Source organism: Pseudomonas sp. S60 (genome assembly GCF_016647865.1).
GTDB lineage: Bacteria > Pseudomonadota > Gammaproteobacteria > Pseudomonadales > Pseudomonadaceae > Aquipseudomonas > Aquipseudomonas parafulva.
Genome location: NZ_JACVVH010000062.1, coordinates 1 through 25,963, shown reverse-complemented (window position 1 = coordinate 25,963; position 25,963 = coordinate 1). Strand labels below are relative to the sequence as shown.

General features: G+C 62.4%; 27 protein-coding genes and 1 pseudogene. 12 read left to right on the top strand and 16 right to left on the bottom strand.

What is annotated here, in order from left to right; all coding sequences use genetic code 11:
• Positions 1–248 precede the first annotated feature (248 nt).
• Together IAE33_RS22240 and IAE33_RS22235 are read left to right on the top strand one after the other, a co-directional pair.
• Positions 249–1,208, top strand: coding sequence for an alpha/beta hydrolase (locus tag IAE33_RS22240; protein ID WP_060481577.1), 960 nt, complete (start codon positions 249–251; stop codon positions 1,206–1,208).
• A gap of 63 nt (positions 1,209–1,271) precedes the next feature.
• Entirely contained in the window at positions 1,272–2,054 is a 783-nt protein-coding gene (locus IAE33_RS22235) for a hypothetical protein (RefSeq protein ID WP_201165237.1), read from the top strand.
• Between the two features lie 34 nt (positions 2,055–2,088).
• Here IAE33_RS22235 and prmB read toward each other — a convergent pair whose 3' ends face one another.
• A complete protein-coding gene (prmB, locus tag IAE33_RS22230; RefSeq protein ID WP_201165236.1) occupies positions 2,089–2,997 on the bottom strand; it encodes a 50S ribosomal protein L3 N(5)-glutamine methyltransferase in 909 nt (302 codons plus the stop codon).
• Between the two features lie 181 nt (positions 2,998–3,178).
• Between prmB and IAE33_RS22225 the strand changes: the two genes are divergently transcribed.
• The 5 genes from IAE33_RS22225 (at position 3,179) to IAE33_RS22205 (ending at position 5,814) form a co-directional block, all read left to right on the top strand.
• Complete coding sequence (locus IAE33_RS22225; protein WP_201165235.1) at positions 3,179–3,769, top strand: cysteine hydrolase family protein; 591 nt, start codon at positions 3,179–3,181, stop codon at positions 3,767–3,769.
• A gap of 61 nt (positions 3,770–3,830) precedes the next feature.
• Positions 3,831–4,151 (top strand): hypothetical protein, encoded by a 321-nt coding sequence (locus tag IAE33_RS22220; RefSeq protein WP_201165234.1) that lies wholly within the window; start codon positions 3,831–3,833, stop codon positions 4,149–4,151.
• A 54-nt stretch (positions 4,152–4,205) separates the two neighbouring features.
• Positions 4,206–4,766 (top strand): Smr/MutS family protein, encoded by a 561-nt coding sequence (locus IAE33_RS22215; RefSeq protein ID WP_028634743.1) that lies wholly within the window; start codon positions 4,206–4,208, stop codon positions 4,764–4,766.
• Between the two features lie 69 nt (positions 4,767–4,835).
• Positions 4,836–5,381: a GTP cyclohydrolase I FolE gene (folE, locus tag IAE33_RS22210; protein WP_028634742.1), complete on the top strand. Its 546-nt coding sequence runs from the start codon at positions 4,836–4,838 to the stop codon at positions 5,379–5,381.
• Between the two features lie 61 nt (positions 5,382–5,442).
• Positions 5,443–5,814, top strand: a complete 372-nt coding sequence (locus IAE33_RS22205; protein ID WP_201165233.1) for a glutaredoxin family protein — start codon at positions 5,443–5,445, stop codon at positions 5,812–5,814.
• 15 nt (positions 5,815–5,829) lie between these two features.
• On the opposite strand, the gene IAE33_RS22200 is transcribed toward IAE33_RS22205, so the two are convergent.
• Positions 5,830–6,432: a glutathione S-transferase family protein gene (locus tag IAE33_RS22200; RefSeq protein WP_028634740.1), complete on the bottom strand. Its 603-nt coding sequence runs from the start codon at positions 6,430–6,432 to the stop codon at positions 5,830–5,832.
• A gap of 146 nt (positions 6,433–6,578) precedes the next feature.
• Here IAE33_RS22200 and IAE33_RS22195 point away from each other — a divergent pair, with 146 nt between their 5' ends.
• A complete protein-coding gene (locus IAE33_RS22195; RefSeq protein WP_201165229.1) occupies positions 6,579–7,769 on the top strand; it encodes a benzoate/H(+) symporter BenE family transporter in 1,191 nt (396 codons plus the stop codon).
• Between the two features lie 6 nt (positions 7,770–7,775).
• On the opposite strand, the gene IAE33_RS25045 is transcribed toward IAE33_RS22195, so the two are convergent.
• The 3 genes and pseudogenes from IAE33_RS25045 to IAE33_RS22185 form a co-directional block, all read right to left on the bottom strand.
• On the bottom strand, positions 7,776–8,639 hold the full coding sequence (locus IAE33_RS25045; protein WP_442967399.1) for a methyl-accepting chemotaxis protein: 864 nt from the start codon (positions 8,637–8,639) through the stop codon (positions 7,776–7,778).
• A pseudogene (locus IAE33_RS25040) lies at positions 8,637–9,164 on the bottom strand (HAMP domain-containing protein); the annotation flags it as partial. The pseudogene IAE33_RS25040 and the gene IAE33_RS25045, both read right to left, overlap by 3 nt.
• Positions 9,165–9,919: 755 nt before the next feature.
• A complete protein-coding gene (locus IAE33_RS22185; RefSeq protein WP_028634737.1) occupies positions 9,920–10,681 on the bottom strand; it encodes an SDR family oxidoreductase in 762 nt (253 codons plus the stop codon).
• 175 nt (positions 10,682–10,856) lie between these two features.
• Between IAE33_RS22185 and IAE33_RS22180 the strand changes: the two genes are divergently transcribed.
• Positions 10,857–11,858 (top strand): NADP-dependent oxidoreductase, encoded by a 1,002-nt coding sequence (locus tag IAE33_RS22180; protein WP_201165227.1) that lies wholly within the window; start codon positions 10,857–10,859, stop codon positions 11,856–11,858.
• 42 nt (positions 11,859–11,900) lie between these two features.
• Here the strand turns inward: IAE33_RS22180 and pyrF are convergent, their stop codons facing one another.
• Positions 11,901–12,602: an orotidine-5'-phosphate decarboxylase gene (gene pyrF / locus IAE33_RS22175; RefSeq protein ID WP_028634735.1), complete on the bottom strand. Its 702-nt coding sequence runs from the start codon at positions 12,600–12,602 to the stop codon at positions 11,901–11,903.
• A gap of 183 nt (positions 12,603–12,785) precedes the next feature.
• Between pyrF and IAE33_RS22170 the strand changes: the two genes are divergently transcribed.
• Positions 12,786–12,953, top strand: a complete 168-nt coding sequence (locus tag IAE33_RS22170; RefSeq protein ID WP_201165226.1) for a DUF2897 family protein — start codon at positions 12,786–12,788, stop codon at positions 12,951–12,953.
• A 138-nt stretch (positions 12,954–13,091) separates the two neighbouring features.
• On the opposite strand, the gene IAE33_RS22165 is transcribed toward IAE33_RS22170, so the two are convergent.
• Positions 13,092–13,355 (bottom strand): ComEA family DNA-binding protein, encoded by a 264-nt coding sequence (locus tag IAE33_RS22165; RefSeq protein ID WP_201165224.1) that lies wholly within the window; start codon positions 13,353–13,355, stop codon positions 13,092–13,094.
• A 165-nt stretch (positions 13,356–13,520) separates the two neighbouring features.
• Here IAE33_RS22165 and IAE33_RS22160 point away from each other — a divergent pair, with 165 nt between their 5' ends.
• The gene (locus tag IAE33_RS22160; protein ID WP_201165221.1) at positions 13,521–15,452 is read left to right on the top strand and encodes a hypothetical protein; all 1,932 of its coding nucleotides are present in this window, start codon (positions 13,521–13,523) and stop codon (positions 15,450–15,452) included.
• A gap of 368 nt (positions 15,453–15,820) precedes the next feature.
• The gene (locus IAE33_RS22155; protein WP_201165219.1) at positions 15,821–16,096 is read left to right on the top strand and encodes a DUF3077 domain-containing protein; all 276 of its coding nucleotides are present in this window, start codon (positions 15,821–15,823) and stop codon (positions 16,094–16,096) included.
• A gap of 291 nt (positions 16,097–16,387) precedes the next feature.
• Here IAE33_RS22155 and IAE33_RS24825 read toward each other — a convergent pair whose 3' ends face one another.
• The 9 genes from IAE33_RS24825 to gmd form a co-directional block, all read right to left on the bottom strand.
• Positions 16,388–16,504 (bottom strand): hypothetical protein, encoded by a 117-nt coding sequence (locus IAE33_RS24825; protein ID WP_328804904.1) that lies wholly within the window; start codon positions 16,502–16,504, stop codon positions 16,388–16,390.
• A 135-nt stretch (positions 16,505–16,639) separates the two neighbouring features.
• Positions 16,640–16,975 carry a ComEA family DNA-binding protein gene (locus IAE33_RS22150; RefSeq protein WP_201165217.1) on the bottom strand — a complete coding sequence of 112 codons (336 nt, stop codon included), beginning with the start codon at positions 16,973–16,975 and terminating at the stop codon, positions 16,640–16,642.
• Between the two features lie 254 nt (positions 16,976–17,229).
• Entirely contained in the window at positions 17,230–19,248 is a 2,019-nt protein-coding gene (locus IAE33_RS22145) for a polysaccharide biosynthesis protein (RefSeq protein ID WP_201165215.1), read from the bottom strand.
• Positions 19,249–19,349: 101 nt separating this feature from the next.
• Entirely contained in the window at positions 19,350–20,354 is a 1,005-nt protein-coding gene (locus tag IAE33_RS22140) for an MraY family glycosyltransferase (RefSeq protein ID WP_201165214.1), read from the bottom strand.
• A complete protein-coding gene (locus IAE33_RS22135; protein ID WP_201165212.1) occupies positions 20,351–21,322 on the bottom strand; it encodes a UDP-glucose 4-epimerase family protein in 972 nt (323 codons plus the stop codon). Before IAE33_RS22135 ends, IAE33_RS22140 begins: the two co-directional genes overlap by 4 nt.
• A gap of 69 nt (positions 21,323–21,391) precedes the next feature.
• Positions 21,392–22,501, bottom strand: a complete 1,110-nt coding sequence (locus IAE33_RS22130) for a glycosyltransferase family 4 protein (protein WP_201165210.1) — start codon at positions 22,499–22,501, stop codon at positions 21,392–21,394.
• On the bottom strand, positions 22,498–23,640 hold the full coding sequence (locus IAE33_RS22125) for a glycosyltransferase family 4 protein (protein WP_201165208.1): 1,143 nt from the start codon (positions 23,638–23,640) through the stop codon (positions 22,498–22,500). Before IAE33_RS22125 ends, IAE33_RS22130 begins: the two co-directional genes overlap by 4 nt.
• Positions 23,637–24,533, bottom strand: a complete 897-nt coding sequence (locus IAE33_RS22120) for a GDP-mannose 4,6-dehydratase (protein ID WP_201165206.1) — start codon at positions 24,531–24,533, stop codon at positions 23,637–23,639. Before IAE33_RS22120 ends, IAE33_RS22125 begins: the two co-directional genes overlap by 4 nt.
• On the bottom strand, positions 24,533–25,564 hold the full coding sequence (gmd, locus tag IAE33_RS22115) for a GDP-mannose 4,6-dehydratase (protein ID WP_201165204.1): 1,032 nt from the start codon (positions 25,562–25,564) through the stop codon (positions 24,533–24,535). Before gmd ends, IAE33_RS22120 begins: the two co-directional genes overlap by 1 nt.
• Between the last annotated feature and the right edge of the window lie 399 nt (positions 25,565–25,963).

Below are 25,963 nucleotides of genomic sequence, written 5' to 3'. Positions count from 1 at the left end.
TGTAACGCTGACCACCTCCCAACCCAACCGCGTTCTACCGGTGAGGGTCCCAGGCTGAAATTGCATGAAGGCTGCCAGGTGTTCGGCTCAAGAGGGTTTGCGCCTATTAGACCGAGCGCCGCCTGCGCGGCGCATCGCGAGCTGCGCTCGCTCCTACATTCAGGGCGTGTGGCGTGGCGGGCCCGCGCAGAACCTTCCACTACGCGTAAGGTCAAAGTGCTATCCCCCTACCCAAGTAGCCCCGCACCATGCCGCGCCTTGTCGCCCTGTTGTTCCTGCTGTTCACTGGCCTGGCCCAGGCCGCCACCCCTACCGTCCTGCAGCGCCCCATCGACCTGGATACCGGCCAAGGCATATTGCACGGCAGCCTGCTGCTGCCCCAGCAGGCCACGCCACCGCCGGTGGTGCTGATCATCGCGGGCTCAGGGCCCACCGACCGTAACGGCAACAACCCCGCTTCCGGCCGGGTCGATAACCTCAAGCGCCTGGCCCTGCTGCTGGCCAACCAACACATCGCCAGCGTGCGCTACGACAAACGCGGCGTGGCCGCCAGCCAACCCGCCACCCCAGACGAGCGCGACCTCAGCGTGGAGCGCTACGTAGCCGATGTCGTGGCCTGGAGCCACAAGCTCAAAGCCGACCCACGCTTCGGCCAGCTGATTCTCATCGGCCACAGCGAAGGCGCACTCATCGCCAGCCTTGCTGCCGAGCAGGCCGGTGCCAGCGCGGTGATCAGCCTGGCCGGCAGCGGCCGGCCCATGGCTGACGTACTGCGCGAGCAATTGGCCGAACGCCTGCCCCCCGCTCAACTCGCCCGTGGCAGCGAACTGCTGGACCGCCTGCAGGCCGGCCAGACCAGCCTGGACGTGCCGGCGCCCTTGCGCCAGGTGTTCCGCCCCAGCGTGCAGCCCTACCTGATCACACTGTTCCGCCAGAACCCGGCCCAGGCCTTCGCACGCCTCACCGTGCCGGCGCTGATCGTGCAGGGGCGCAACGATGTGCAGGTGGATGTGGCGGACGCCGAACGCCTGAAGGCGGCCAAGCCCGATGCCCAGCTGGTACTGATTGACGGCATGAACCACATGCTGCGCATCAGCCCCAAAAGCATGAGCCAGCAACGCGACAGCTACCTGAACCCCGAGCTGCCACTGGCCCGGGAGCTGGGCGAGCAGATCGTCACGTTCATCCAGCACCTGCCGCCAGCCTAATGCCCGGCCTCAGGTCTGCGGCATGCCTGCCGATACAGCAGGCATAGCCAAGGACATGCCCTGATGACCACAACACCTACTGCCACAGAGCCGGCCGAAGACCCCCAGCCAACCCCCGCCCTGCCCTGGGCGGATTTGGCCGTCGAGCATTACCAGTTGCTGCGCCTGGCCGCCCTGCCCATCGACCGGGCCACCGGCCCACGGCCACTGCGCTACGTGCAGTTCGGCCATGCCGAGCGCCACGACACCCAACACAGCCTGCTGCGCATGCACATTCAGCTGCCCGGCCAGAAGGTGCACAAAGGGCAGAACCGCCTGGACATTCGCGTGGACCACCGTGAAAAACGGGTGCGCATCGGGGATGAACACGGCTTGCAGCTGGAACCGGTGAACCGCGGCCTAGGGCGTTTTTTGCTGGCACAGGCCGCGCAATGGCTCAAACGCAAGTGGCCCGGCTACCAGGTGGATGAATTCAAGCTGCCCAGCAAGGACGCCCTGCAGGAGGAATCACGCCTGCGCCGTGACCATTGCCTGCGCGGCGCGGGCCTGGAAGTGGAATACGAAGAAGGCCAGGTACTCAAGGGCCACACTGTGGCAACCACTGCCGGGCAGTTGCCAACCACCTGGAACAGCGAGCGTGTTCAGCAGGTGGGCATTCTGGAGGCTGCGCAACTGTTGCAACAGGCAGAGCAGCAACTGCAGGAAACCAGCGCCCAGTTGCGCGAACGCGACGAGCGCGTGGCCAAGTACCAGCGCGAAGACAGCGGCTTGCGCTTCACCATCACCTGCCTGGTAGCGTTCGCGCTGTTCCAGGCAGGCCTGCTGATCTGGATCGCCACGCGCTAGCCAACAGGGGGCTGCGGCACAGCCCCCACGCGGTTCAGACCTTGGAAGCGAACAGCGCCTGGTGCTGGCGGCACTGCTCGGCGGTGAGCATGAACACCCCATGGCCCCCGCGCTCGAACTCCAGCCAGGCGAAGTCCACTTCCGGGTATAGGGTTTCGACATGCACCTGGCTGTTGCCCACCTCCACAATCAGCAAGCCTTTTTCAGTGAGGTGGTCAGCCGCCTCGGCCAACATGCGCCGCACCAGGTCCAGGCCGTCTGCACCGCAGGCCAGGCCAAGCTCAGGCTCGTGGTGGTATTCGGCAGGCATGTCGTCGAAGTCTTCGGCGTCGACGTACGGCGGGTTGGACAGGATCAGGTCGAAGCGCTGCCCTGGCAGCCCGGCAAAGCCGTCGCCCTGCACCGTGTACACTCGCCCGTCCAGGCCGTGCCGCTCGATGTTCTGGTTGGCCACTTCAAGGGCCTCGAACGACAGGTCGCCCAGTACCACTTCGGCCTGGGGGAACACGTCCGCCGCCACAATACCGATGCAACCGGACCCGGTGCACAGGTCCAGAATGCGTGCAGGCTCGCTGGCCAGCCACGGCTCAAGGCGGTTTTCCAGCAGTTCGCCGATGGGCGAGCGCGGCACCAGCACACGTTCGTCGACGATGAACGCCATGCCGCAGAACCAGGCCTCGCCCAGCAGGTACGCCGTGGGTACGCGCTCTTCGATACGGCGCTTGAGCAGGTGCTGCAATTGCACACGCTCGGCGTCTTCGAGCATGCAGTCCAGGTAGCTGTCGGCCACTTCCCACGGCAGGTGCACCGCCCCCAGCACCAGCAGCCTCGCCTCGTCCCAGGCGTTGTCGGCCCCGTGGCCGAAGAACAGCTCATGTTCGTGGAAGCGGCTGACCGCCCAACGGATGTAGTCGCGCAGCGTGCGCAGACGGGATGTGATCACGGGGTACTCCTAATTCAGACCGTACAAAAGTCTAACAGCCCAAGCCGCTGATTTGTTCCCTCGGATCGCCTGCGAGGTAGCCACAGGCCAGTAACGACGCCACTTGCGATGTCAACCATTCCCATTGGCGCGCAGGCAGGGGAGAATAGGCCCATGAAAGCCCTACACCAAGGAGCCCTTGATGTCCGTTCCAACCACGATGTTCCGCCTCACTGGCCGCGATTACCCGCCGGCCAGGCTGAGCCATGCCAGCCTGATCATCATCGATGCGCAAAAGGAGTACCTTAGCGGGCCCCTGGCGCTGTCGGGCATGGACGAGGCCGTGGCCAACATCGCCCGGTTGCTCGACGCCGCGCGTAAAAGCGGCCGGCCAATCATCCATGTTCGCCACCTGGGTACCGTGGGCGGCCGCTTCGACCCGCAGGGCCCGGCCGGCCAGTTCATCCCCGGGCTGGAGCCGCTGGAAGGCGAAACCATCATTGAAAAGCGCATGCCCAACGCGTTCAAGAACACCAAGCTGCATGAAACGCTGCAGGAGCTGGGCCACCTGGACCTGATCGTGTGCGGCTTCATGAGCCATTCCAGCGTCAGCACCACCGTGCGCCGGGCCAAGGACTATGGTTACCGCTGTACCCTGGTGGAAGATGCCTCGGCCACTCGCGACCTGGCGTTCAAGGAAGGGGTGATCCCGGCTGCACAGATCCACCAGTGTGAAATGGCCGTGATGGCCGACAACTTCGCCTGCGTGGCGCCCACCGCCAGCCTGATCTGAGCGCGCGGAACCCGCGGGGTCGGTGCAAGTCCAACTGCCCACAGGCACAGAGGAGAGCGGGATGAAGCTCAAAGGCAGTATCGACGCCAAGCGCTTGCGCCCGCGCCAACCGCGTCACTGGGGCGCCCGTCTGGGGGCTGCCCTCTCGGCCCTGCTGGCAACGCTCGGCGTGCTGCTGGCCATGGCCGGCGTCGCCGGCCTGCTGGGCAATTACCCGGCCCTGGCAGAGCTCAATGCCAACAAACCGCTGGCAGGTGTACTGACCGCCGCAGGGTTGCTGCTGTTATGGCTGGGCGTGCGGTTCTGGCGGCTCAGCCGCATCCGCCTGCGCCGTTCGCGGGAGCTGAACCTGTCGCCACACCTGATGAAAAAGCACGATTGACCTCCGCATTGCACTGCGCAGTCGCGTAAACTACGCGGCCCACGTGGAGGCATCATGCAAGACGACGATTTTTCCCTGTTCAAAGCCGAAGTGCGCGGTGTCAAGCCGATCAAGCACGACAGGGCCGAGGTCGGCAAACCCAAGGCCGATCGCCAGCAACTGGCCGGCCTGCGCCAGTCGGCTACTGTGCGCAGCGACAAAGCCTTGGTCATCGATGGTATGTCCGACCAGTTCGTCATCGACGTGGGCGCCGAGGACGAGCTGATGTGGCGGCGTGACGGTGTGCAGGAAACCCAGTTGCGCAAACTCAAGCTGGGGCAGATCCCGTTCGAAGGCAGCCTTGACCTGCACGGCATGACCGTGGAAAAGGCCCGGGAAACCCTGTGGGCCTTCATCGCCGAAGCCACACGCCTCGAAGTACGCTGCGTACGCGTGACCCACGGCAAAGCGGCGCGGCTGGACGGCAAGCGCCCCATGATCAAGAGCCACGTCAACACCTGGCTGCGCCAGCACCCCCAGGTGCTCGGGTTCGCCTCCTGCAATGCCCGCCACGGCGGCACCGGGGCCGTCTACGTGATGCTCAAACGAACCATGCTCGAAGGCCGGGACGAGTAACGCCGCGCTTGCAGCGCCGCCCTCGCCGCCGTAACCTTCGTTTTTGCGATTTTTCCAACAGGTAGATCCATGTCCCTGGAACAGAACTACACCGAGATCCTCAGCCAGATTGGCGAGGACGTCTCCCGTGAGGGCCTGCTCGACACGCCCAAGCGGGCTGCAAAGGCGATGAAGTATCTTTGCCGCGGTTATGAACAAACACTGGAAGAAGTGACCAACAACGCGTTGTTCAGCTCTGACAACAGCGAAATGGTACTGGTCCGGGACATCGAGCTGTACTCGATGTGCGAACACCATATGCTGCCTTTCATTGGCAAGGCCCACGTGGCCTACCTGCCCAAAGGCAAGGTGCTGGGCCTGTCCAAGGTGGCGCGCATTGTCGACATGTACGCCCGCCGCCTGCAAATCCAGGAAAACCTCAGCCGCCAGATCGCCGAGGCCGTGCAGCAGGTTACCGGGGCAGCAGGCGTTGCGGTGGTTATCGAAGCCAAGCACATGTGCATGATGATGCGCGGTGTAGAGAAGCAGAACTCCAGCATGATCACTTCGGTGATGCTGGGCGAGTTCCGCGAAAACGCGTCCACCCGCAGCGAGTTCCTCAGCCTGATCAAGTGATTGGCTGCAAGCCCCAGGCCGACCCATGCCAGGTCGGCTTTTTCATTTCAGGAGTTGCCCCATGATCGTCAAAGCCCTGCGGGTTGGCCTCGGCCAGCTCATCGTCTTCGCAGACTTGATCAGCCGCCCAGCCAAGCTCAAGCGCGAGCCGGCAGCCCAGGCCCGCGTCGCCGAGGCGGCCAAGGGGCTGGCGCTGTACCAGTTTCATGCCTGCCCGTTCTGCGTTAAAACCCGCCGCACCCTGCACCGCCTGAATGTGCCGGTGGCCCTGCGTGACGCCAAGAACGACCCACAGCACCGCCAAGCGCTGCTGGAAGGCGGTGGCCGGGTAAAGGTACCGTGCCTGCGCATCGAGCAAGATGGCAAGGTGACCTGGATGTATGAATCCAAGGCCATCATCGCCTACCTGGATGAACGCTTCGCTGCCGGCTAACGCTGGGGCCGCCCCTTATCCCACCATCGGCACATGCCGCGGGTGGCTGCTGACGCGCTCGAGCCAGGCGCGTACCGCCGGGTAATCCGCCAGGTCAAAGCCGCCTTGGTGGGCGACGTGGGTGTAGGCGTACAGCGCCACGTCGGCAATGGAGTACTGCTCGCCCACCAGGTAGGGGGTCATCTGCAGCTGCCGCTCCATCACGCGCAGTGCCTTGTAGCCGCCTTTGTGCAGTTTGCGGTACTCCTCCAGCCGCGCTTCGGGCAAGCCCAGGTAGAACTGGATGAACCTGGCCACGGCAATGTACGGCTCATGGCTGTACTGCTCGAAAAACTGCCACTGCAACACTTGGGTGCGCAGGCGTGGCTCGGTGGGCAAGAACTCGCTGCCATCGGCGAGGAAGTTGAGAATGGCGTTGGACTCCCACAGGTAGGTGCCGTCTTCCAGCTCCAGAACCGGCACCTTGCCGTTGGGGTTCATCGCCAGAAACGCCGGGGTTTCGGTTTCGCCCTTGAGAATGTCTACCGGGTGCCACTCGCAGGGCCGGCCCAACAGGCTCAACATGAGCTTGACCTTGTAGCAGTTGCCCGACTGGTAGTCGCCATACACCTTGTACATCACCCTTCCCCCTGCAAAGCAGTTGTGCAATAGCGCCCAATAGTTGGCGACTGTACGGTTAAAAGCAATCGCCGCTGTATGACAAACCTCGCCGCGGCTGGCGGTAGTCTGAAAAAACTGCTTACACCCTGACAAGGATTTTGTTCATGCCCCATGCCACCCCCGCCCGCCTGCGGCCCCTGGCCGATACCTCGGCATCGGCCATTGTCGCCGGCTTCATTGCCATGCTGACCGGTTATACCAGCTCGTTGGTATTGATGTTCCAGGCCGGCCAGGCAGCCGGGTTGACCACCGCGCAGATCTCGTCGTGGATCTGGGCGCTGTCGATTGGCATGGCAGTGTGCAGCATCGGCCTGTCACTGCGCTACCGCACCCCCATTACCGTGGCCTGGTCTACACCTGGCGCAGCGCTGCTGATCACCAGCCTGGGTGGGGTGAGTTACGGCGAAGCCATCGGTGCCTACATCACCTGCGCCTTGCTGGTGCTGGCCTGCGGATTGACTGGCAGCTTCGAGCGGCTGGTCAAACGCATTCCGGCGTCCCTGGCCTCGGCGCTGCTGGCCGGCATCCTGTTCAAGATCGGCAGTGAGATCTTCGTCGCTGCGCAGCACCGTACCTTGCTGGTGCTGGGCATGTTCTTCAGCTACCTGCTGGTCAAACGCCTGTCGCCGCGCTACTGCGTACTGGCGGCGCTGGTGGTGGGCACTGCGTTGTCCGGCACCTTGGGCCTGTTGGACTTCAGCGGCTTCCACCTGGAAGTCGCGAAGCCGGTGTGGACCACCCCCAGCTTCTCGCTGGCCGCCACCATCAGCATCGGCATCCCCTTGTTCGTCGTGGCGATGACCTCGCAGAACATGCCGGGTGTGGCCGTGCTCCGCGCCGACGGCTACCAGGCCCCGGCCTCCCCGCTGATTTCCGCCACGGGGTTTGCTTCGTTGCTGCTGGCGCCGTTCGGGTCCCACGGGGTCAACCTGGCGGCGATCAGTGCGGCCATCTGCACAGGCCCGCACGCCCATGAAGACCCTGGCAAACGCTATACCGCTGCGGTGTGGTGCGGGCTGTTCTATGGTATCGCCGGGGTATTCGGCGCAACGCTGGCCGCGCTGTTTGCCGCCCTGCCCAAAGAGCTGGTGCTGTCGATTGCCGCGCTAGCCCTGTTCGGCTCGATCATGAACGGGCTGACCGTGGCCATGAGCGAGGCCCGCGAACGAGAAGCTGCGGTCATCACCTTCATGGTCACGGCGTCGGGCCTGACGCTGTTCTCGATCGGCTCGGCGTTCTGGGGCATCGTGGCCGGGGTCTTGGCACTGGTGATCCTCAACCCCCGCCGCAGCTGACACGGGTCACAACCGGAAGTGGCCCACCATGCCCTTGAGGTCGGTGCCCAACTGTGCCAGCTCCACACTCGACCTGGCGCTGCCCTGCATGGCCAGCGCCGCCTGGTCGGCGCTGCTGCGAATCTGCGTGACACTGCGGCTGATTTCTTCAGCCACCGAGCTCTGTTCCTCTGCCGCTGCCGCTATTTGCTGGTTCATCTGCTGAATCAATGACACCGCAGCCGCAATGCTGCCCAAGGCACTTTCAGTGTGCAGCGCATCGGCCACCGCCAGGCGTACCAGCTCGGTACTGCCCCTGATCTGGGCCACCGACTGCTGGGCGTTGCCACGCAAGCTGGCCACCAGGGTTTCGATCTGCTCGGTGGACTGCCGGGTACGCCGCGCCAGCGCACGCACCTCGTCGGCCACCACAGCAAAGCCCCGCCCCTGCTCACCGGCGCGGGCTGCCTCGATGGCCGCATTCAGCGCCAGCAGGTTGGTCTGCTCGGCCACGCTCTTGATCACCTCCAGCACATCGCCGATGGTGTGAATTTCGGAACTGAGGCTGTCGATGCCGGCACTGGCCGTTTCTGCCGCTGCCGCCAACTGCTCGATACGCTGCATGCTCTGGCGCACCACCTGCTGCCCGGAATCCACCTTCTCATCCGCCGCCTGGGCCGCCTGCGCGGCCTCTTCGGCGTTGCGCGCCACATCATGCACGGTCGCCGTCATCTGCTGCATGGCGGTGGCCACTTGTTCGGTTTCTTCTTTCTGGCTGCCCACCTCACGGTTGGTCTGCTCGGTCACGGCCGACAGCGCCTGGGCACTGCCGGCCAGTTGCTCGATACCTTGCTGCAACCCGCTGACGATGCCCGACAACCCTGCCGCCATCTGCTGCATGGCCTGCATCAATTGCCCCACCTCGTCACGGCGCGGGGCCGGTGCCTCGAATGCCAGTTCGCCGTCAGCAATGCGCCGGGCGCGGGCGATCACGTGCTTGAGCGGGCCGACCACGGCGCGGGTAATCAGCCAGGCGGCCAGAATGCCCACCAGCAACGCCAGCCCCGTGGCCACGGCAATCGCTACTGCGTTGCGTTGCAGGTCACCCTGCAGGGCCTGCTCCTGCCCCAGGTAGGCCTGGTCCACGCGGCCGGTTACCTGTTCGGCACTGGCCTGCAACTGGCCCTTCAGGCCCTGCTCCAGCGCCAGCTGATCGGTGTATTCATTGAGCTTTTCCGAAAAACTTCCGATATGCCCCGCCACTTCGTTGAGCACGCTTTGGTAACCGCTATCGGTCACCGCCGCCTGCAGCTGGGTCACGAGGGCTGCAGCTTCGACCGTTTGCGGGATGCGCGCCTGGCTCACGTCATCCTCACCTTTGCGGCTTTTGTCCAGGCGTACCCGCGCTTCATCCATGGCCTGCAACATCAGGCGCGACACCTGGGCAACCTGGGCGGCCTGCTCCAGAAACTCGCCACCCTGCTGCCCTTGGGACTGCTTGAGCGTGTACACCCCATCGTCGGCCAGGCCTGACTGCAGCACATCGAGGTTGTTGGCCACACTCGATACCGACCAACTGGCGGTATCCAGCGCCAGCTCCTTGGCCTGCACTGCACCTACGAACGCCTCGAACGCCTTGCCGTAGGCCGCCAGGTCGGTTTCCGCTGCCGCCAGCGCCGGCTGTTCGCGCGCGCGCTCGGCCAGGCCCTTGAGGCCACCACGCAACGCCTCGGCCTGCTTGATGTCGGAGCTAAGGGCAAAAGACTGCTCATGCTGGCGCAGCCGCAGCAGGTCGGTGTTGAACTGCGCCAACTGCCTCAGGCTGTCGAAGCGCTGGCCAACACTGTGCAGGGCAGCAATGCCAATGGCAGCCACGGCCAGGGTCAGCAACAGCACCAGGGCGAACCCCAGGGTGAGTTTGCGGGCCATGCCCAGGTTGGCCAACACACCCTGCTTGCTTGCGCCCATGCCCATTCCCCTTCTGTGTGTCAGGTTATGCCGAAGGCCAAGGGTGGCAACGTTGTCAGCGCCGGAACAAGGGCCTGACGTCAGAATAGTGTCAAATAGCTATGAACGTGTCGCTAACAGCTTGCCGGAGGTCGCCTGGCATGCTGAATGAAAGCTGGGGCGCGGGAATGTTGCCCGTCAGCGACATCGTCAGCGCTGCAGGTTCAGATCGCCGTGGCTCCACCGTCCACCGTCAGGCAATGGCCCGTAGTGAATGCCGCCCCGTCGCTGCACAGGTACAGCACGGCGCTGGCAATTTCTTCGACTTTGCCAATACGCCCCACCGGGTGCATGGCGGCGGCAAACTCTGCCTTGCGCGGGTCGGCTTCGTAGGCGCGCCGGAACATGTCAGTGTCGATAACGGCGGGGCACACGGCGTTTACCCGCACACCTTTTTTGGCGTACTCGATGGCTGCCGACTTGGTCAGGCCAATCACCGCATGCTTGGACGCACTGTAGATACTCATTTTGGGCGCCGCCCCCAGCCCCGCCACCGAGGCGGTATTGACGATGGCGCCGCCGCCCTGGGCCAGCAGCAGTGGCAGTTGGTACTTCATGCACAGCCATACCCCCTTCACGTTTACCCCCATGATCGCGTCGAACTGTGCTTCGCTGCCCTCGGGCAAGCGGCCCTGCTCGATCTCGATGCCGGCATTGTTGAAGGCATAGTCCAGCCGGCCATAGGCCGCTATCAGGTGTTCGTGCATTTGGCGCACCTGGCCTTCGCGGGTTACGTCACACTCGATGAACAGGGCCTCGCCGCCTGCGGCGCGGATTTGCGCCACCGTGGCTTCGCCGCCCACGGCATCCAGGTCAGCCACAACCACTTTCAAGCCCTCGCAGGCGAATGCCAGGGCCGTCGCCCGGCCAATACCGGCGCCGCCACCGGTGACCAGGGCCACCTGGCCCGCAAAACTCATGCTCATCGCCTGCTCCTGTGAGGATGTGAAGGAGCCCAGAGCATAGTCAGCCGTTGACCGAGCGGGCAGCATCATCACATGAGCATTTGTGACACCATGCTTGTCAGTGATGTTACCCACTGCGTTTCATCAACAAGGTAAATTGGCCGTCTGATCCTTTCATTCTTCTCTAGGAGCCATCATGACCCAGACCAACCGCCGCTTCCTGCTCGTAAAACGCCCGGTCGGCGCCGTGCGCCGCGATGACTTCGGCTACGAAACGGTGCCCGCCGAACAGCCCGGCGAAGGCCAGGTGCTGGTGCGTAACCTGTACCTGTCACTGGACCCGGCCATGCGCGGCTGGATGAACGAAGGCAAGTCCTACATCCCCCCGGTGGCCCTGGGCCAGGTAATGCGCGCCCTGGGTGTGGGCGAAGTGATTGCCTCCAACCACCCGGGCTTCAAGCCCGGCGACCATGTTGGCGGGGCCTTGGGTGTGCAGGATTACTTCACCGGTGACGCTCAGGGCCTGCACAAGATCGACCCCAACCTGGCACCCCTGCCCCGCTACCTGTCCGCGCTGGGCATGACCGGTATGACAGCCTACTTCGCCTTGCTGGAAGTGGGCCAGCCGAAGGCCGGTGACACGGTGGTGATTTCTGGCGCTGCCGGTGCGGTGGGTAGCATTGTGGGCCAGATCGCCAAGATCAAAGGCTGCCACGTGGTAGGCATCGCTGGCGGCAAAGAGAAGTGCCAGTACCTGAAAGACGAACTGGGCTTCGACGGGGTAATCGACTACAAGGCCGAAGACGTACTGGCAGGCCTGAAACGCGAGTGCCCCAAAGGCGTGGACGTTTACTTCGACAACGTAGGCGGCGAGATTCTGGATGCCGTGCTTACCCGCATCAACTTCAAGGCGCGTATCGTTATTTGCGGCGCCATCAGCCAGTACAACAACAAGGAAGCCGTGAAGGGCCCGGCCAACTACCTGGCACTGCTGGTAAACCGTGCACGCATGGAGGGCTTTGTGGTGATGGACCATGCCAAGGATTACGGCAAGGCGGCGCAGGAAATGGCCGGCTGGCTGGCCAGCGGGCAGGTCAAGAGCAAGGAAGACGTGGTGGAGGGGCTGGAAACCTTCCCTGAGACGCTGTTGAAGCTGTTCAACGGTGAAAACTTCGGGAAGCTGGTGCTGAAGGTGTGAATGCGTGGGGCTGCTGTGCAGCCCCGCTATTATCGCGGCAGCTTAGCCGCGAATTTCGGCAACCACCGCTGCCAGGGCCTGGGCCGGGTCAGCAGCCTGGCTGATGGGGCGGCCGATTACCAGGTAGTCAGAACCTGCATCCAGTGCCTGGCGCGGGGTAAGGATGCGGCGCTGGTCGTCCTGGGCACTGCCCGCCGGCCGAATGCCTGGGGTTACCAGTTGCAGGCCTGGGTGCGCCGCCTTCAGTGCTGGCGCTTCCAGTGCCGAGCACACCAGGCCGTCCATGCCGGCCTTCTGCGCCAGCGCAGCCAGCCTCAGCACCTGCTCCTGCGGGTCAACGTCCAAACCGATGCCGGCCAGGTCTTCACGCTCCATGCTCGTAAGCACGGTCACGCCGATCAGCAACGGCTGTGGGCCGCTGCGCTTGGCCAGCTCCTCACGGCACGCCGCCATCATGCGCAGGCCGCCCGAGCAATGTACGTTCACCATCCACACGCCCATTTCTGCCGCTGCTTTTACCGCCATGGCCGTGGTGTTGGGGATGTCGTGGAATTTCAGGTCCAGGAACACTTCGAAGCCCTTTTCACACAGGGTTTCGACAATGCCCGAAGCGCTGCTGGTGAACAGCTCCTTGCCAACCTTCACCCGGCACAGCGCGGGGTCTAGCTGGTCAGCCAGCTTCAGGGCGGCCTCACGGGTGGGGAAATCCAGGGCGACGATCAGGGGCGTCTGGCAGGCGGACATGGGCACGGTCTCTTGGCAAGTCGAAAACGGCGCGCATTGTAAACGATGTGGTGCAGGGTTGGGGGCTGCGGTTGATGGAAATGGCCAAGCGGTGAAGCGCGCCACGGTTGTACCATTGAACCAACCAACTGCGTTGCCGATCAAAACCGGTAACTACGCTGCCATCCCGTAAGGAGAACGACAATGCCCTGGTATGCCTGGCTGATCCTGTTAGTAGCCCTTGGCTCCATCGTCGGCGGGCTGATGATGCTGCGCGACACGGCCAAGAAATTGCCCCTTACCGAGGAGCAATTGCGCAAGGTGCATGAGCGCAATGCCGAGGCGGATGCCAAGGATGCTCAGAACCGTTGAGCGGTATGTGTTTGTGTAGGCGCTAGCGTAGCTCGCGATGGGGTGCGTAGCGCCCCCGGCGATGGCGGCGGCGCAGCTACGGGGGTGGGGGTGCTTTGCACCCCATCGCGAGCTGCGCTCGCTCCTACATGTGTGGTGTTACTCCACGGTGACTTTGTCGCGGTTGCACTCTAGCAGCGCATTGCCGATGCCCTTGATTTCCAATAACTCATCTTCCGAGGTAAATGGCCCGTGGGCTTCGCGGTACGCCACGATGGCCTCTGCCTTGGCTTTGCCGATACCGGTCAGTTCCTTTTGCCGGGTCAGGGCAGCGGCCTTGTTCAGGTCCAGCCGCTGCGGCTGCTGCACCAGCTGCTGGCTGATTATCGGCACCGGTTTGGCAACCGCCGCTGTATTACGCATGGTGAACACTCCTGGGGTTCGCCAACCCAAGACAACGCCTCAAAATGTGCGCCTGGGTTACCGGCAATGCCCGAAAATGCGGGGATCACGACCAATGGCACATTGACATCGCGCTGAGTTGTGGCATTAAAGGCGTTGATTATTTGCAAACGCCAAGGATGCGCCATGCCCAGCGGAAAAAAAGTCACACCCAGCCAGCTATGGAACCACCTAGTTAAGGATGCAGGCCTAGAGCTGAACCTGAAGAAAATACCCGGACGTGATGCCGATATGGAGTTGGAGGTACTCCGGCATCTAGACCCCGCCCACGGCACCCCGTCCGCCTACCCTAGCGTTAAATCCCTGCTGAAAGCCGACCAACAGGCAGCGGCACCGACTGTAACGGTAGAACGCTTGCTGGTGGCCGTGCTGGAATCCCAAAAAGGTTTTGCGGCGATGATGGGCGAGATTCTCGACACGCTGGTCATGGCTGAAGCCACCTTGGGTGAGCGCAACCTGACTATCGACTTCAGCTATGACGCAGTGACTGATAGCCATCTGAAACAGACCTTGGAAGAGTTCCGCGTAGATGAAGAGCGCACCCGTAGAGTATGTGTTAGCCGCTTTGTATCGCTGTCGCAAGAACAACGCAGTGAGATTTACAGCATTCTCCGCACCCTGGACTACCCCAGCTTGGGCGACCGCGACGATCGCCTTCCGCTAACACCCCAAGTGAATGCCACGCCTGTTCCGGCACGATTCCGTGCCCCATTGCTTGCGCTGGAAACGGTGGTGGCAGACTTTCTGCAACTGTGCCGCGTCTATGGTGAATCACGAGAGGCTAATTACAGCCGTATAAGGCCAGAAGGACGTTGGCAAGATTTCAGCGAGGAAGAGAAACAAGCTATTTCCAGAGCGGCTGCCGCGACTGATTACTGGGACGTAGAAATCGTCGATAGCATCAACTTCATCAAACACCGCGCAAGCACCGCATCTTCGGAGCAAACCACACTACTGGCGACGCTGAATGAGGCCGTTGCGTTGATCCCGACCAGGCAACAGTGGGTCGAAGAAACCTACAAGCAATTGCTCGACTTACTGAAACTGCCAACCTGGAAACGGCGCCACGAGCTGTATTCGGTTTGGGTTGGCACACGGCTGCTCAACGTAGCCAAAACCCACGCAAGCCAGCTTACCTTCCACACCCGCGGAAAGGTGCTGTCGTTCGCCTTTGGTGGAAGCGCGTTGGCCACCTACGCGTACAACGGCAAGCAGTTCGCAATCAAATGCGAGGTACGCAGCGATCTGGTAGGCGCCAGCACCAAGCGCAAGCGCGCCATTCAGCCAGACTTCAGGGTGTTCCGGGAAGGAGGTACCGCCACCCCCAACGACGCCACTTACCTGGTGGTTGAATGCAAGCATTACCTCCAACAAAATGTGAACAACTTCGCTACCGCCGCCAGCGATTATGCACGCAGTTGCCGCTACGCCACTGTATTGGTTGTGAACCACGGCCCCGTGGAAGAACCAAAAATGTTGAGCGCGGTGGAACCTGAAGTTCAAAACCGCGCACGCTTCATCGGCAATGCCACGCCAGCCACGCCGGCCCAACTGCAAACCTTTCTACAAACTGCGCTGTTTTCGACGCCCGCTACCGCGCAGTCGTTGCCTTCAACACGCGCCCCGGCAAGCGCCAATGCCCCCAGAACCGAAAGCCTGACCGCGCCACTGATGTCGGTGGAGGTGGAATGGGACGCCGCGTTACAAGACATTGACCTCGCCCTAGCCTTCGATCCCGATGCGACCAGTCAATCTGTCGAGATCAATTACATGAACAAAGGCAGCATGGGTGCCCCGCACTACGCGCTACTTCAGCGGGATGTGCACACAGGGCCTGGTAAAGAGACGATTGATATCTACCAACTAACGTCGCGGCGATACGACGTCATAGTGCGTAACTACTCAAAAAAAGGCTATTTCCCAGCGGCGCACCTGTGCGGACGCATCTTGCTCGGCAATCACAGAATCGTGATGACCCCACCCGTGGATGAAGTCACCGAATGGAAAATGGCGGTTTTGATGATTGATGCAGACGGCACAATCACCGTCGAATCCTGACTCTGCCGCCCTCACCAGCGCCACGGCCACGTGAGGTGCGCGCGCAGGCTGACGCGTCAGAGTTTCCTGAAACGTTTCCCCGCCTCTTCAACTTTGGGCAACAAGCGAACTATCCTACGCCCCGGTCAGAAGCAGCTGAATAGCCGGGGAAATGCCCCAGGGATAACTTCACCGGGTCGCCGATTTGGCGACCGGGTGTGAGAACCTGCTATGCACTGCTGCTCTCCTGTTCATGGCGGCCATTCGCGGGCAAGCTTCGGCTTGGCCGGTTTTCAGTGCATCGGTTTCTCACCCCGCGTAATGGCTGCCACCTTTGTCCGTGAGAAAGATTGAGGTTGTGGTTTCTGCCAACGCACTGGAACTCCAACATGAAAAACCACGACAAAGCCCCCATCCTCACCGCAGGCATCGAAACCTTCCTCGAAGCCGGCAACCCCACCCGGGACCTGCTGCGCGTGCAACCCGGCGTTCCGGCAGACGATGCGTATGAACATGTCTCCGTGCTGCTAGGCTACTGCAAGCATCTGGTACTCGAAGGCGACATGGAAGATGACCACAAGATGCTGGGCGCAGCCGATTACCTGCTGAGCATGGCCAAGGCACTGATGAACGACATCGAAATCGCCAAGAACAAGCGCCACTAAAAGCGCCCCCAGGCACTCCAACCCAGTGATCGGGTGGAGGTTGCGGGACCAGCCCGCTACCCCTCCCTCACCACCGGACGTGCGGTTTTCCGCATCCGGCGGTTGGATTGCTCAGCATTGCGCTGAGGCGAAGTCTTGCGCGGTGATCAGACCGCATCGTTTCAGCATCTGATTGTTCAGTGCCTGATGCATGACCGGATGTGCTGCTGCTTTCCAGGCGCAATCGTAGAAGCTGACCCGGCTGAGTTGATGTTTCTTAACGCCTAACCTGGTCAGATGCCTCATATGACCTCAACGGTCACGCCACCGTTGCCACAGGTATTTGCGCATGTGGCGGCATGTCCATTGGAAAAGGCGGACGAGGTCATTCCGTGCAGCCAATTGGAAGTACCCGAACCAACCTCGCAAATATCCCCCACACTAAGAGCTAGCAGAGCTCGCGATGGGGTGCGTAGCGCCCCCGGCGATGGCGGCGGCGCAGCTACGGGGGTGGGGGTGCTTTGCACCCCATCGCGAGCTGCGCTCGCTCCTACAGGGGCGGTGTTACTCCACGGTGACTTTGTCGCGGTTGCGCTCCAGCAGCGCATTGCCGATGCCCTTGATTTCCAATAACTCATCCACCGAGGTAAATGGCCCGTGGGCTTCGCGGTACGCCACGATGGCCTCTGCCTTAGCCTTGCCGATACCGTTCAGTTCTTTCTGCAGCGTAGCCGCGTCGGCCTTGTTGATGTCCAGACGTGGCAGCGCTTCAGGGTGCTGCTGGGCGACCACCTGTAGCGGCTCCAGCACCGATGGCGTGCTAGCCGGTGCGGCGCTGAGGGAAAACGACAGGCTGGCGAACAGGGGCAGCAGCAGGTACGACAATACGTTGTTGCGCATGGTGAAACTCCTAGGGTTGATCAGTGTGCGGCAGCTTTTCCTTCGGCTGCGCAGACAACCCTAGCGGTGAAACCCGGCGTTAAACAGGCTGTAGGCGGGGTGAACGGTTACCAGTTAAGACACGCACCCATAAAGGTTTTCTTACCCGGAGCGGATGCCTGTTTGAGCTTTCGGCGAGTCTGCGGGCCGCTCACCAGCGGCCCGAACGCATCTCTGACAGGGGTGCGCTTGTAGTCCTACACCCCACGCCGTCTTTATCTGTCCACCGGCCCCTGGCGGCGTTGCAGGTATACCCAGTCCACAATATCGCCCTGCGGTGAATAACCGCTTACCAGCTCCCGCAGCAACTGGCGCACCCGGGTGAAATCGTCTTCAGCCACGGCAGCCAGCAGCGCCGTCAGGCGTTCGCGCAGCAGCTCCCACGCCACGAAGTCCTCATTGGCCACCATGATCATCGGGTGCGCGGTGGGGGCTACGTCGTCACCGATCAGCAATTCTTCGTACAGCTTCTCGCCTGGGCGCAAGCCGGTGAAGTCGATGGATATATCCCCCTGGGGGTTGGCCGGGCTGCGCACGCTCAGGCCAGACAGGTGAATCATCTTCTCGGCCAGTTCGACAATGCGTACCGGCTCGCCCATGTCCAGCACGAACACATCACCGCCCTGCCCCATGGCCCCCGCCTGCACCACCAATTGCGCGGCTTCGGGGATGGTCATGAAGTAGCGGGTGATCTTGGGGTGGGTCACCGTCAGCGGCCCACCGGCCTTGATCTGCTGGTGGAACAGCGGAATCACCGAGCCCGACGAGCCCAGTACATTGCCGAAGCGCACCATGGTGAAGCGGGTTTTATTCACCCGGGCAATCTTGTTGCAGTCGCCGTACAGCACCGGGGCAGCTTCGCGGCTGAGCGCCTGCAAAATCAATTCGGACAGCCGCTTGGTGCTGCCCATCACATTGGTGGGGCGCACGGCTTTGTCGGTGGAAATGAGCACGAAGTTGGCCACCCCCGTCTGCAGCGCCGCCTGGGCTGTGCACAGGGTGCCGTAGACGTTGTTGAGGATGCCTTCGGCGATGTTGTGCTCAACCATGGGCACATGCTTGTAGGCGGCGGCGTGGTACACCGTGTCTACCCGCCAGGTGCCCATCACGTCGGCCAGGTGCTGCTGGTTGCGCACCGAGCCCAGAATGGGCAGCAGTTGCACGGTCAGCGACTCACGGGCAATACGTTGCTCCAGCTCGCTGAGGATGCTGTACAGGTTGAATTCGGCGTGGTCCAGCAGCAGCAGGGTCTTGGGCCCAAGGCCGATGATCTGCCGGCACAGCTCCGCGCCTATGGAGCCACCGGCACCGGTGACCAGCACCACCTGCTTGTGCACACAGCGCTCCAGCAGGCCGTCCTGGGCGGGTACAGGGTCACGGCCCAGCAGGTCGGCGATGTCCACGTCCTGGATGTCATCCACCTTCACCCGCCCGGTGGCCAGGTCGGCGAAGGCTGGCACGCTTCGAACATGGAGCGGGTAAGGCTCAAGCAGCGCCAAAATCTCCCGGCGCCTGGCGCGGGTGGCGGATGGCAGCGCCAGCAGCACCTCCTGTGCGCCGGTTTCTTTCAGCATCTGCTCCAGGTGCTTGGGCTTGTACACTTGCAGGCCGGAAATCACCCGGTTGGCCAGGTCACCGTCGTCGTCGATGAACGCCACCGGCCGCATCACCCGGCCCATGCGCAGGGCCGCCAGCAGCTGGTTACCGGCTGTGCCGGCACCGTAGATGGCGACCTTGATCATGCCATCGTCACGGTTGGCAAAAGGAATCTGGTGGGCACCAGTGAACCAGTCACCCAGAAAGTACTGGCGCATGATCAGGCGCAACCCGCCGATGATGACCATGCTGAGCCACCAGTAGTTGAAGATGATCGAGCGCGGGACCACTTCCTGGTGGTTGCTGTGCCAGTACACCAGCACCGCCAAAATCAGCGCCGACAGGGTAACGGCCTTGATGATGGTGACCAGGGCGTCGTTGCCGAAGTAGCGCATGACAGCACGGTACATGCCAAACCGGATGAACAGCGGGATGGCAACGCAGGGGGCGGCCATGAACAGCCAGGTGTGTTCGACGATGGGGTTGTACATTTCGTCGACGCCCAGGCGCACGATGAATGACAGCCACAGGGCAAACCAGATGAGCACCACATCCGTGCATACCTGGATAAGGCGCTTCTGGCGGCGAGACAGGTTGACCAGGAACTGGCGTAGCCTGTCGCTTTTCGCGTTGCTCATCCGGCTTTCCTCATGGCAAGAACACCTCGGGTGAAGACCCTAGCGGCTGCGGGATCAAAAGCCCTGTTGAACGCTGAAAGCGCCTGCTGTGCTGGAGCATCCTATTCTTTTTCCCCTGCATGGTAGGCAATCGCCAACAATATAAGAGGCGCGTAGGCTACCAAGGTTCCCCACGCACCCTCGAGTTTGAATACCACGACCACCACAGCCACCGGCAGCAGCCAGCCGAGGTTGAGTGCAGCCACCGCCAGGCTTACGGGGCGATGGCGGCCATGACGCCGCGCGGCATACTGGTAGGCGTGGCTGCGGTGCGCTTCGTAGACCTTCTCGCCACGCAGCAGTCGACGGCCCAGGGTGAACGTGGCATCCACCACAAACACGCCCAAAAGTATTAACCACCCCCAGAATAGTAGCGGGTCTATCCAACCTGCCAGTAACGCCAGCAAACCGAGTGCCATGCCCAGGAAACCGCTGCCGGCGTCGCCCATGAAAATGCGCGCCGGGGGGAAGTTCCAGATCAGGAAGCCAGTTACTGTGGCCGCCAGCAGCAGCGGTAGCCAGGCCGCACCGGGCGCGCCCACCAGCCAGAACAGCAGCGTACCGCCCAGGCACACGCAGATGGCTTCGATACTGGCAATGCCGTCGATACCGTCCATGAAGTTGTAGAGGTTGAGCAGCCAGACCAGGTACAGCAGGCCCAGCGGTACGCTCAGCCAGAGCGCGTGCAACGGCCACCCGAAGATATTAATGGGTGGCATGCCCCCCATCCAGGCCAGGCCCCAGGCGGCAGCGGCGAAATGGCCCAGCAGGCGCCAGCGTGCAGCGATATGCCCGTGGTCGTCCATAAAGCCGATGACGGCCACCAAACCGCCCGCCCCCAGCACAGCCGTCAGTGCTGACGGGTCTACTGCCCCCCAAAGCGCAAGCCCTAGTGCACCCACCAAAAACGCAACGACGAACGCCAGGCCGCCACCGCGCGGCGTCGGCAGCGTATGCGAGCTACGTGCATTGGGCACGTCCAGCAGGCTGCGAGCCAATGCATAGCGCCGCAGCGCACCCGTCATCAGCCAGGCTGCCAGGCCTGCAATCACAATCAGCCAAATCATCGGTGGTGAGCTTCCAGAAAAGGTCGGGCAGCCAGGGTCAGGCCTTGCTGCAGCGTGTAAGGAGGGTGCCAACCCAACAGCTCGCGGTTCTTGGTGATGTCCACCTGCAGCGAGCCCAGCAAGCGCTGCGCCAGATCCCGACGGCCCAGCAGTGACGCGGCGGTTTTCAAGAGCGCGGCGGGTACCGGCAGGAGCCTTACTGGCCGGCCCATCGCTTGGCCCAAGGCCCGCAATAGCTGGCTGAGGGAAACATCGTCGCCATCGCTGGCCAGGAACGTCTGCCCCGCTGCGGCCGGGTGCTCGATACAGGTGGTGATCAGGTCAACCAGGTTTGCCAGCGATACCAGGCTGCGGCGGTTGTGCACCGCGCCCAATGGCAACGGCACACCGCGGTGCACCCAGCGCATCATGCTGAGGAAGTTGGCCTTGACCCCGGGGCCGTACACCAGCACCGGGCGAATGACCACAACCTCCATGCCAGTGCTTACAGCCAGCGCATGTAGGCCTTGCTCGGCTTCGTGCTTGGACACGCCGTAAGCATCCTGGGGCGCGGGCTCGTCATCGGCGCGCAACGGCCTGCCTGGCTGGCTGGTTTCACCGTTTACCTTGATGGAGCTGATGAAAATGAAGCGCCGCACACCGGCGGCGGCAGCCTGCCGCGCCAGGTTCAGCGTACCTTCCACATTGACCCGGCGGAACTCGGCGAGGCTATCGGTAGCAGTTTCATGCATCACGTGTACGCGTGCGGCGGCGTGTACCACTACATGGATGCCAGCCAAGGCTGCTGCCCAGTCTGTGGCTGCGTCCAGATCCTTTATAGTGACTGACGGCATTGCCGCAACTGGAGCCATTGCGCCACCGCGCAGGGCCGCACGTGTAGCCACCAGTTCGCTGTCAGCCAGTTGCCTGCACAGGGCACCGCCGACAAAACCACTAGCACCGGTAACGAGTATTGTGGGTCGTTCCATGAAATTCGTTCTCGATTCGCCCAGGCGCCATTGAAGCGCTTGCGCGCCTTGTTTGGCCGTGTATCGCTGCTACAACAAACTGCGGTAGAGCTCGGCATACGCACTGGCCATGGCCGATGCCGTAAAGACCTCTTCGTACCGCTGCTGCGCCTTCACACCCATGGCCCGCGCCATCTCAGGGTCATTCCATAGCCGCTGCATGGCCTGTGCCAATGCGGCGCCATCGCGCGGCGGTACTACCAGGCCGGTCTGGCCGGCCAGGTTGATGAAGGTAGTGCCCGAGCCCATCTCGCAGGAAACCAGCGGTTTGCCGTACATGGCGGCCTCCAGCAACGAAATGCCGAATGACTCGGAACGCAGGTGCGACGGGAAGGTAAAGGCATAGCACAGCTCCAGCAGTGCCACCTTGTCCTCGTCCGGCAGGCCACCCAGAAACTGCACCTGCTCCAGGCCGGCATCCGCCGCCTGTTGCCGCAGCTGAGCCTCAAGGAAGCCACCGCCCATGATCACCACCGGCAGGCCGCTGATGCGCGCCGCCTCCAGCAGGTAGTCCAACCCTTTGTAATAGCGCAGCGCGCCAACGAACAGGAAGAACCGCTGTGGCAGGCGTGCCCGCCAGTAGGCGAGCTTTTCCACGCTGGCCTGCGGGTAGGTGGACCTGTCCAGACCATAAGGGATGATCGACACCTTGTCCTTGAACTGCGTCAGTACCGGGCTATGGGCGGCGTAATTGGGTGAAGACGCCACAACCCGATCCACGCTGGCAAAAAAGCGGTTCATCAGGGGTTGATATAGCTTGAGCAGCCACTTCTGCTTGACGATGTCCGAGTGGTAGCTGACCACGGTCGGCTTGTTCACGCCGGCCATGAAATGCACCAGGTCCATGTATGGCCACGGGAAGTGGAAGTGAACAATGTCGGCCTGGCTGGCCAGCTCGCGGAAATCCTTGAACGCTGAAAGCGAGAAGCCTGTGGAGGCTACATGCAGGTCAAGCTTCGAGCGGTGGGTCAGGTGGTTGGCCACGGGTTCTTTGCGCGCAGCCCCGCGGCTACTCAAGTACAAAACTTCAGGCTGGATGCCATGGGCTTGGGTGCCCTCGGCGATCTGGAAGATCACCTGCTCGATGCCACCCATGGAGTCCGGGTAGTACGTTTTGAAAAAATGCAGAACCTTGATCATCGTGCCCTGACCGCTTTGTAAACCTCGAGGGTGCCCTGGGCGCAGCGCTCCCAGGAGAAACCACAGGCATGCGCCAAGCCCTGCGCCACGGCTGCGTCGCGCCAGGCTTCGTCTTCCAGCCCGCGCTGCAACAGCGCTGTCAGTCCTTCCACGTCATCCGGCGCGCACATCAGCGCTGCCGGGCCGGCCACCTCCGGCAACGACGAACTGTTGGAGCACACCACCGGCACACCCGAACTCATCGCCTCAAGCACGGGCAAGCCAAAGCCTTCGTAATGCGAGGGGAAGGTGAACAGCCTGGCGCCGGCGAACAGCAAGGGCAGGTCTTCGCTGGGGGCAAAGCCCAGGTAGCGGGCCCAGCCCTGCTGCTGAGCCTCAGCGATGCGGGCATGAATGGCCTCGCTGCGCCAACCGTGGTAGCCGGTGATGATCAACGGCCAGCGGCGGCGGAGTGCCAGGGGCAGCCGGCCATAGGCATCCAGCAGGTTCTGCAGGTTCTTGCGCGGCTCGATGGTGCCGACGAACAGGCTGTAGCCGCCCGGCTCCAGGCCGTGACGGGCGAGCCCTTCCCGCAGCTGCGCAGGGCTGCGGGGGTGAAACTCGGGCGAGCTGGCCAAGGGCACGGTGTGAATGCGCTCAATGGGCCAGTTGAAATAATCTGCCAGTTCTTGCCGGGTATAGGCCGAGTCGGTGATGAGCGCATCGGCGCGGTCCAGCGTGAGCGTGAGCTCTTTTTGCAGGTAGCGCGCCAGCTGGGGAGTGTGGCAATGCGCCCAGGTGAACGGCGACAGGTCGTGGAAGGTGGCCACGCTGCGGCCGGCAAATTTCGGCAGGTAGTAGTTGGGGCTGTGGTAGAGGAAGTCATCATGCCCGCGCAGTGCCCGTTGCCGCAGGTAGGGCATCAGGCGCCGATAGGCTTCCACAGCCAGGGCGTTTTTCTGCACGAAGCGCTTGAGCCCGTGCACCGCGTCCGATTGCTGAGCCGGTTTGGGCAACTCGGCCAGAAACCTGCGCCCGGCAAACAGGCGCAGTTGGCTGATGCCACTGCTGTGTTGCAACCGGCTGGCCAGCTCAAAGGTGTAGCGGCCAATGCCGGTCAGTGGGAAGCGTACAGGCTCAACGGAAAGAATGACCTTCATTTACCAGCAAGCATCCAACCCAGCGTTTCATCCAGCGCAGGCGTTTCCCAGCCAGGCACCAGTGCGCGCAGGCGGCTGTTGTCGCCGCACAGGGTTTTTACTTCGTTGGCGCGCACGAACGCAGGGTTTACCTGCACATCCAGCGTATGGCCGGTAATGGTTTCGCACTTGGCGACCACTTCGCGCAGCGAATGGGTAATGCCTGAGCTTACGTTCACCGTCTGGCCGACAGCACGCGCTTCGATCAGGCCGCGATAAGCCCGCACCACCGCACGCACATCGCTGAAATCGCGCCACACATCCAGATTGCCCAGCTCGATGGTGCTTGCCTTGCGCTGGAAGTGCGAAACGATCTTGGGCAGCAGGAAGTTTTCAGCCTGGCCTACCCCGGTATAGTTGAACGGACGCGTGATAACGATAGGCAGCCGGTCGCACCATAGCCGTGCCATGTACTCCATCGCCAGCTTGCTGACGGCGTAGTCGTTGGCAGGCGCAGGTGGCGTCTGCTCGTCCAGCATCCCTTCGGAAACATTGCCATAAACATTGGCGCTGCTGGCGACCAGCACACACTCAGGGGCCTTGCCACAGGCCGCAATGGCTTCGAGCAGGTTGCGCGTGCCGATCAGGTTCACCTGATAGAAAGCATCGGCAGCGCCGTGCCCGACAAACGCAATGGCAGCCAGATGCACAATCACATCTGGCTGCACTTCGGCCAGCAACGCGTGCAAGCCAGGCCCATCAGTAAGATCAACCTGGTGGTAGCCGGGCTCAGCCAGTGGCTGGCTCCCGGTACCGATCACTTCATAACCATGGGCCCGCAGTTCGGCCGCCATATAGCGGCCCGTAAACCCGTATACCCCGGTGATTAGCGCGCGCTTGCTGGCCATTTGCATCAGAACGAGAACCCTTTTTCGTTACGACGCAGGTCGGCTTCGACCATCATGCGGCACAGCTCTTCCAGGCTGGTTTTAGGCTCCCAGCCCAGTACTTCTTTCGCTTTGGCTGGGTTGCCGATCAGCAGCTCGACTTCGGCCGGGCGGTAGAATTTCGGGTTGATCACTACCAGCACCTTGCCAGTGGCTGCGCAGGTGCCCTGCTCTGCTTCGTCCTTACCGGCCCAGTTGATCTCGATGCCAGCTGCCTTGAAGGCCATGGTGACAAAATCACGTACGGTTTCGGTGCGGTTGGTAGCCAGTACGAAGGTGTCTGGCTCGTCAGCCTGCAGCATGCGCCACATGCCTTCGACGTACTCTTTGGCAAAGCCCCAGTCGCGCTTGGCGTCCAGGTTGCCCAGCTCCAGCTTGTCCAGCAGGCCCAGTTTGATCTTGGAGACCGAGTCGGTGATCTTGCGGGTCACGAACTCACGGCCACGCAGGGGCGACTCGTGGTTGAACAGGATGCCGCTGGTGGCAAAGATGTTGTACGACTCGCGGTAGTTGATGGTCATCCAGTGGGCGTACAGCTTGGCCACACCGTAGGGGCTACGCGGGTAGAACGGGGTGGTTTCGACTTGCGGAATTTCTTGCACCTTGCCGAACATTTCCGAAGTGGAGGCCTGGTAGAAGCGTACCTTCGGGTTGACGATGCGGATGGCTTCCAGCAGGTTGACCGCGCCCAGGCCGGTGATTTCGGCAGTGGTCAGCGGCTGTTCGAAGGACACACCTACGAAGCTTTGCGCAGCGAGGTTGTAGACCTCGGTGGCTTCGGTGGTTTGCAGCAGGCGGATGCTGGCCGACAGGTCGGTGAGGTCGTACTCGACCAGGTGCAGGTTAGGGTTGGTGTGGATGCCCAACTCCTCGATGCGCCAGAAGTTAACCGAGCTGGTGCGACGGTAGGTGCCGTACACCGTATAGCCCTTCTCCAGCAGCAGTTCCGCCAGGTAGGCGCCGTCTTGACCAGTGATCCCAGTAACGATTGCTTTCATGCGACTTAACCAACTCCGATAGTGCCGTGCGGGCATGTTTGATTATTGGGCGTGACGCGGCGCTTCCAGCCGCGCGCATTCAGTTAGATGCCGCAGTATACATGGGTCGGGGGGACTACTCGACTTGCAAACCACCGAAGCACCGGACGCCGCTGGTCAGGCCTTGTTGAACGGGTTAGGAACCGGTGGTGGAGAATAAGTTCCGGGGGAGGATATCGCCAGCCTGGCTGGTGTAGGAATGTTCCGAAGGTGAGCACTATCAGCCCCACCGCCTTCTTCAGGCAAGGCACCGGTTCGAGGGTGCATCATGGCCGTTAGGTGTTCGCCACAACACGCTCTGCGCCTGTTAGACCGAGCGCCGCCCGCGCGGCGCATCGCGAGCTGCGCTCGCTCCTACGT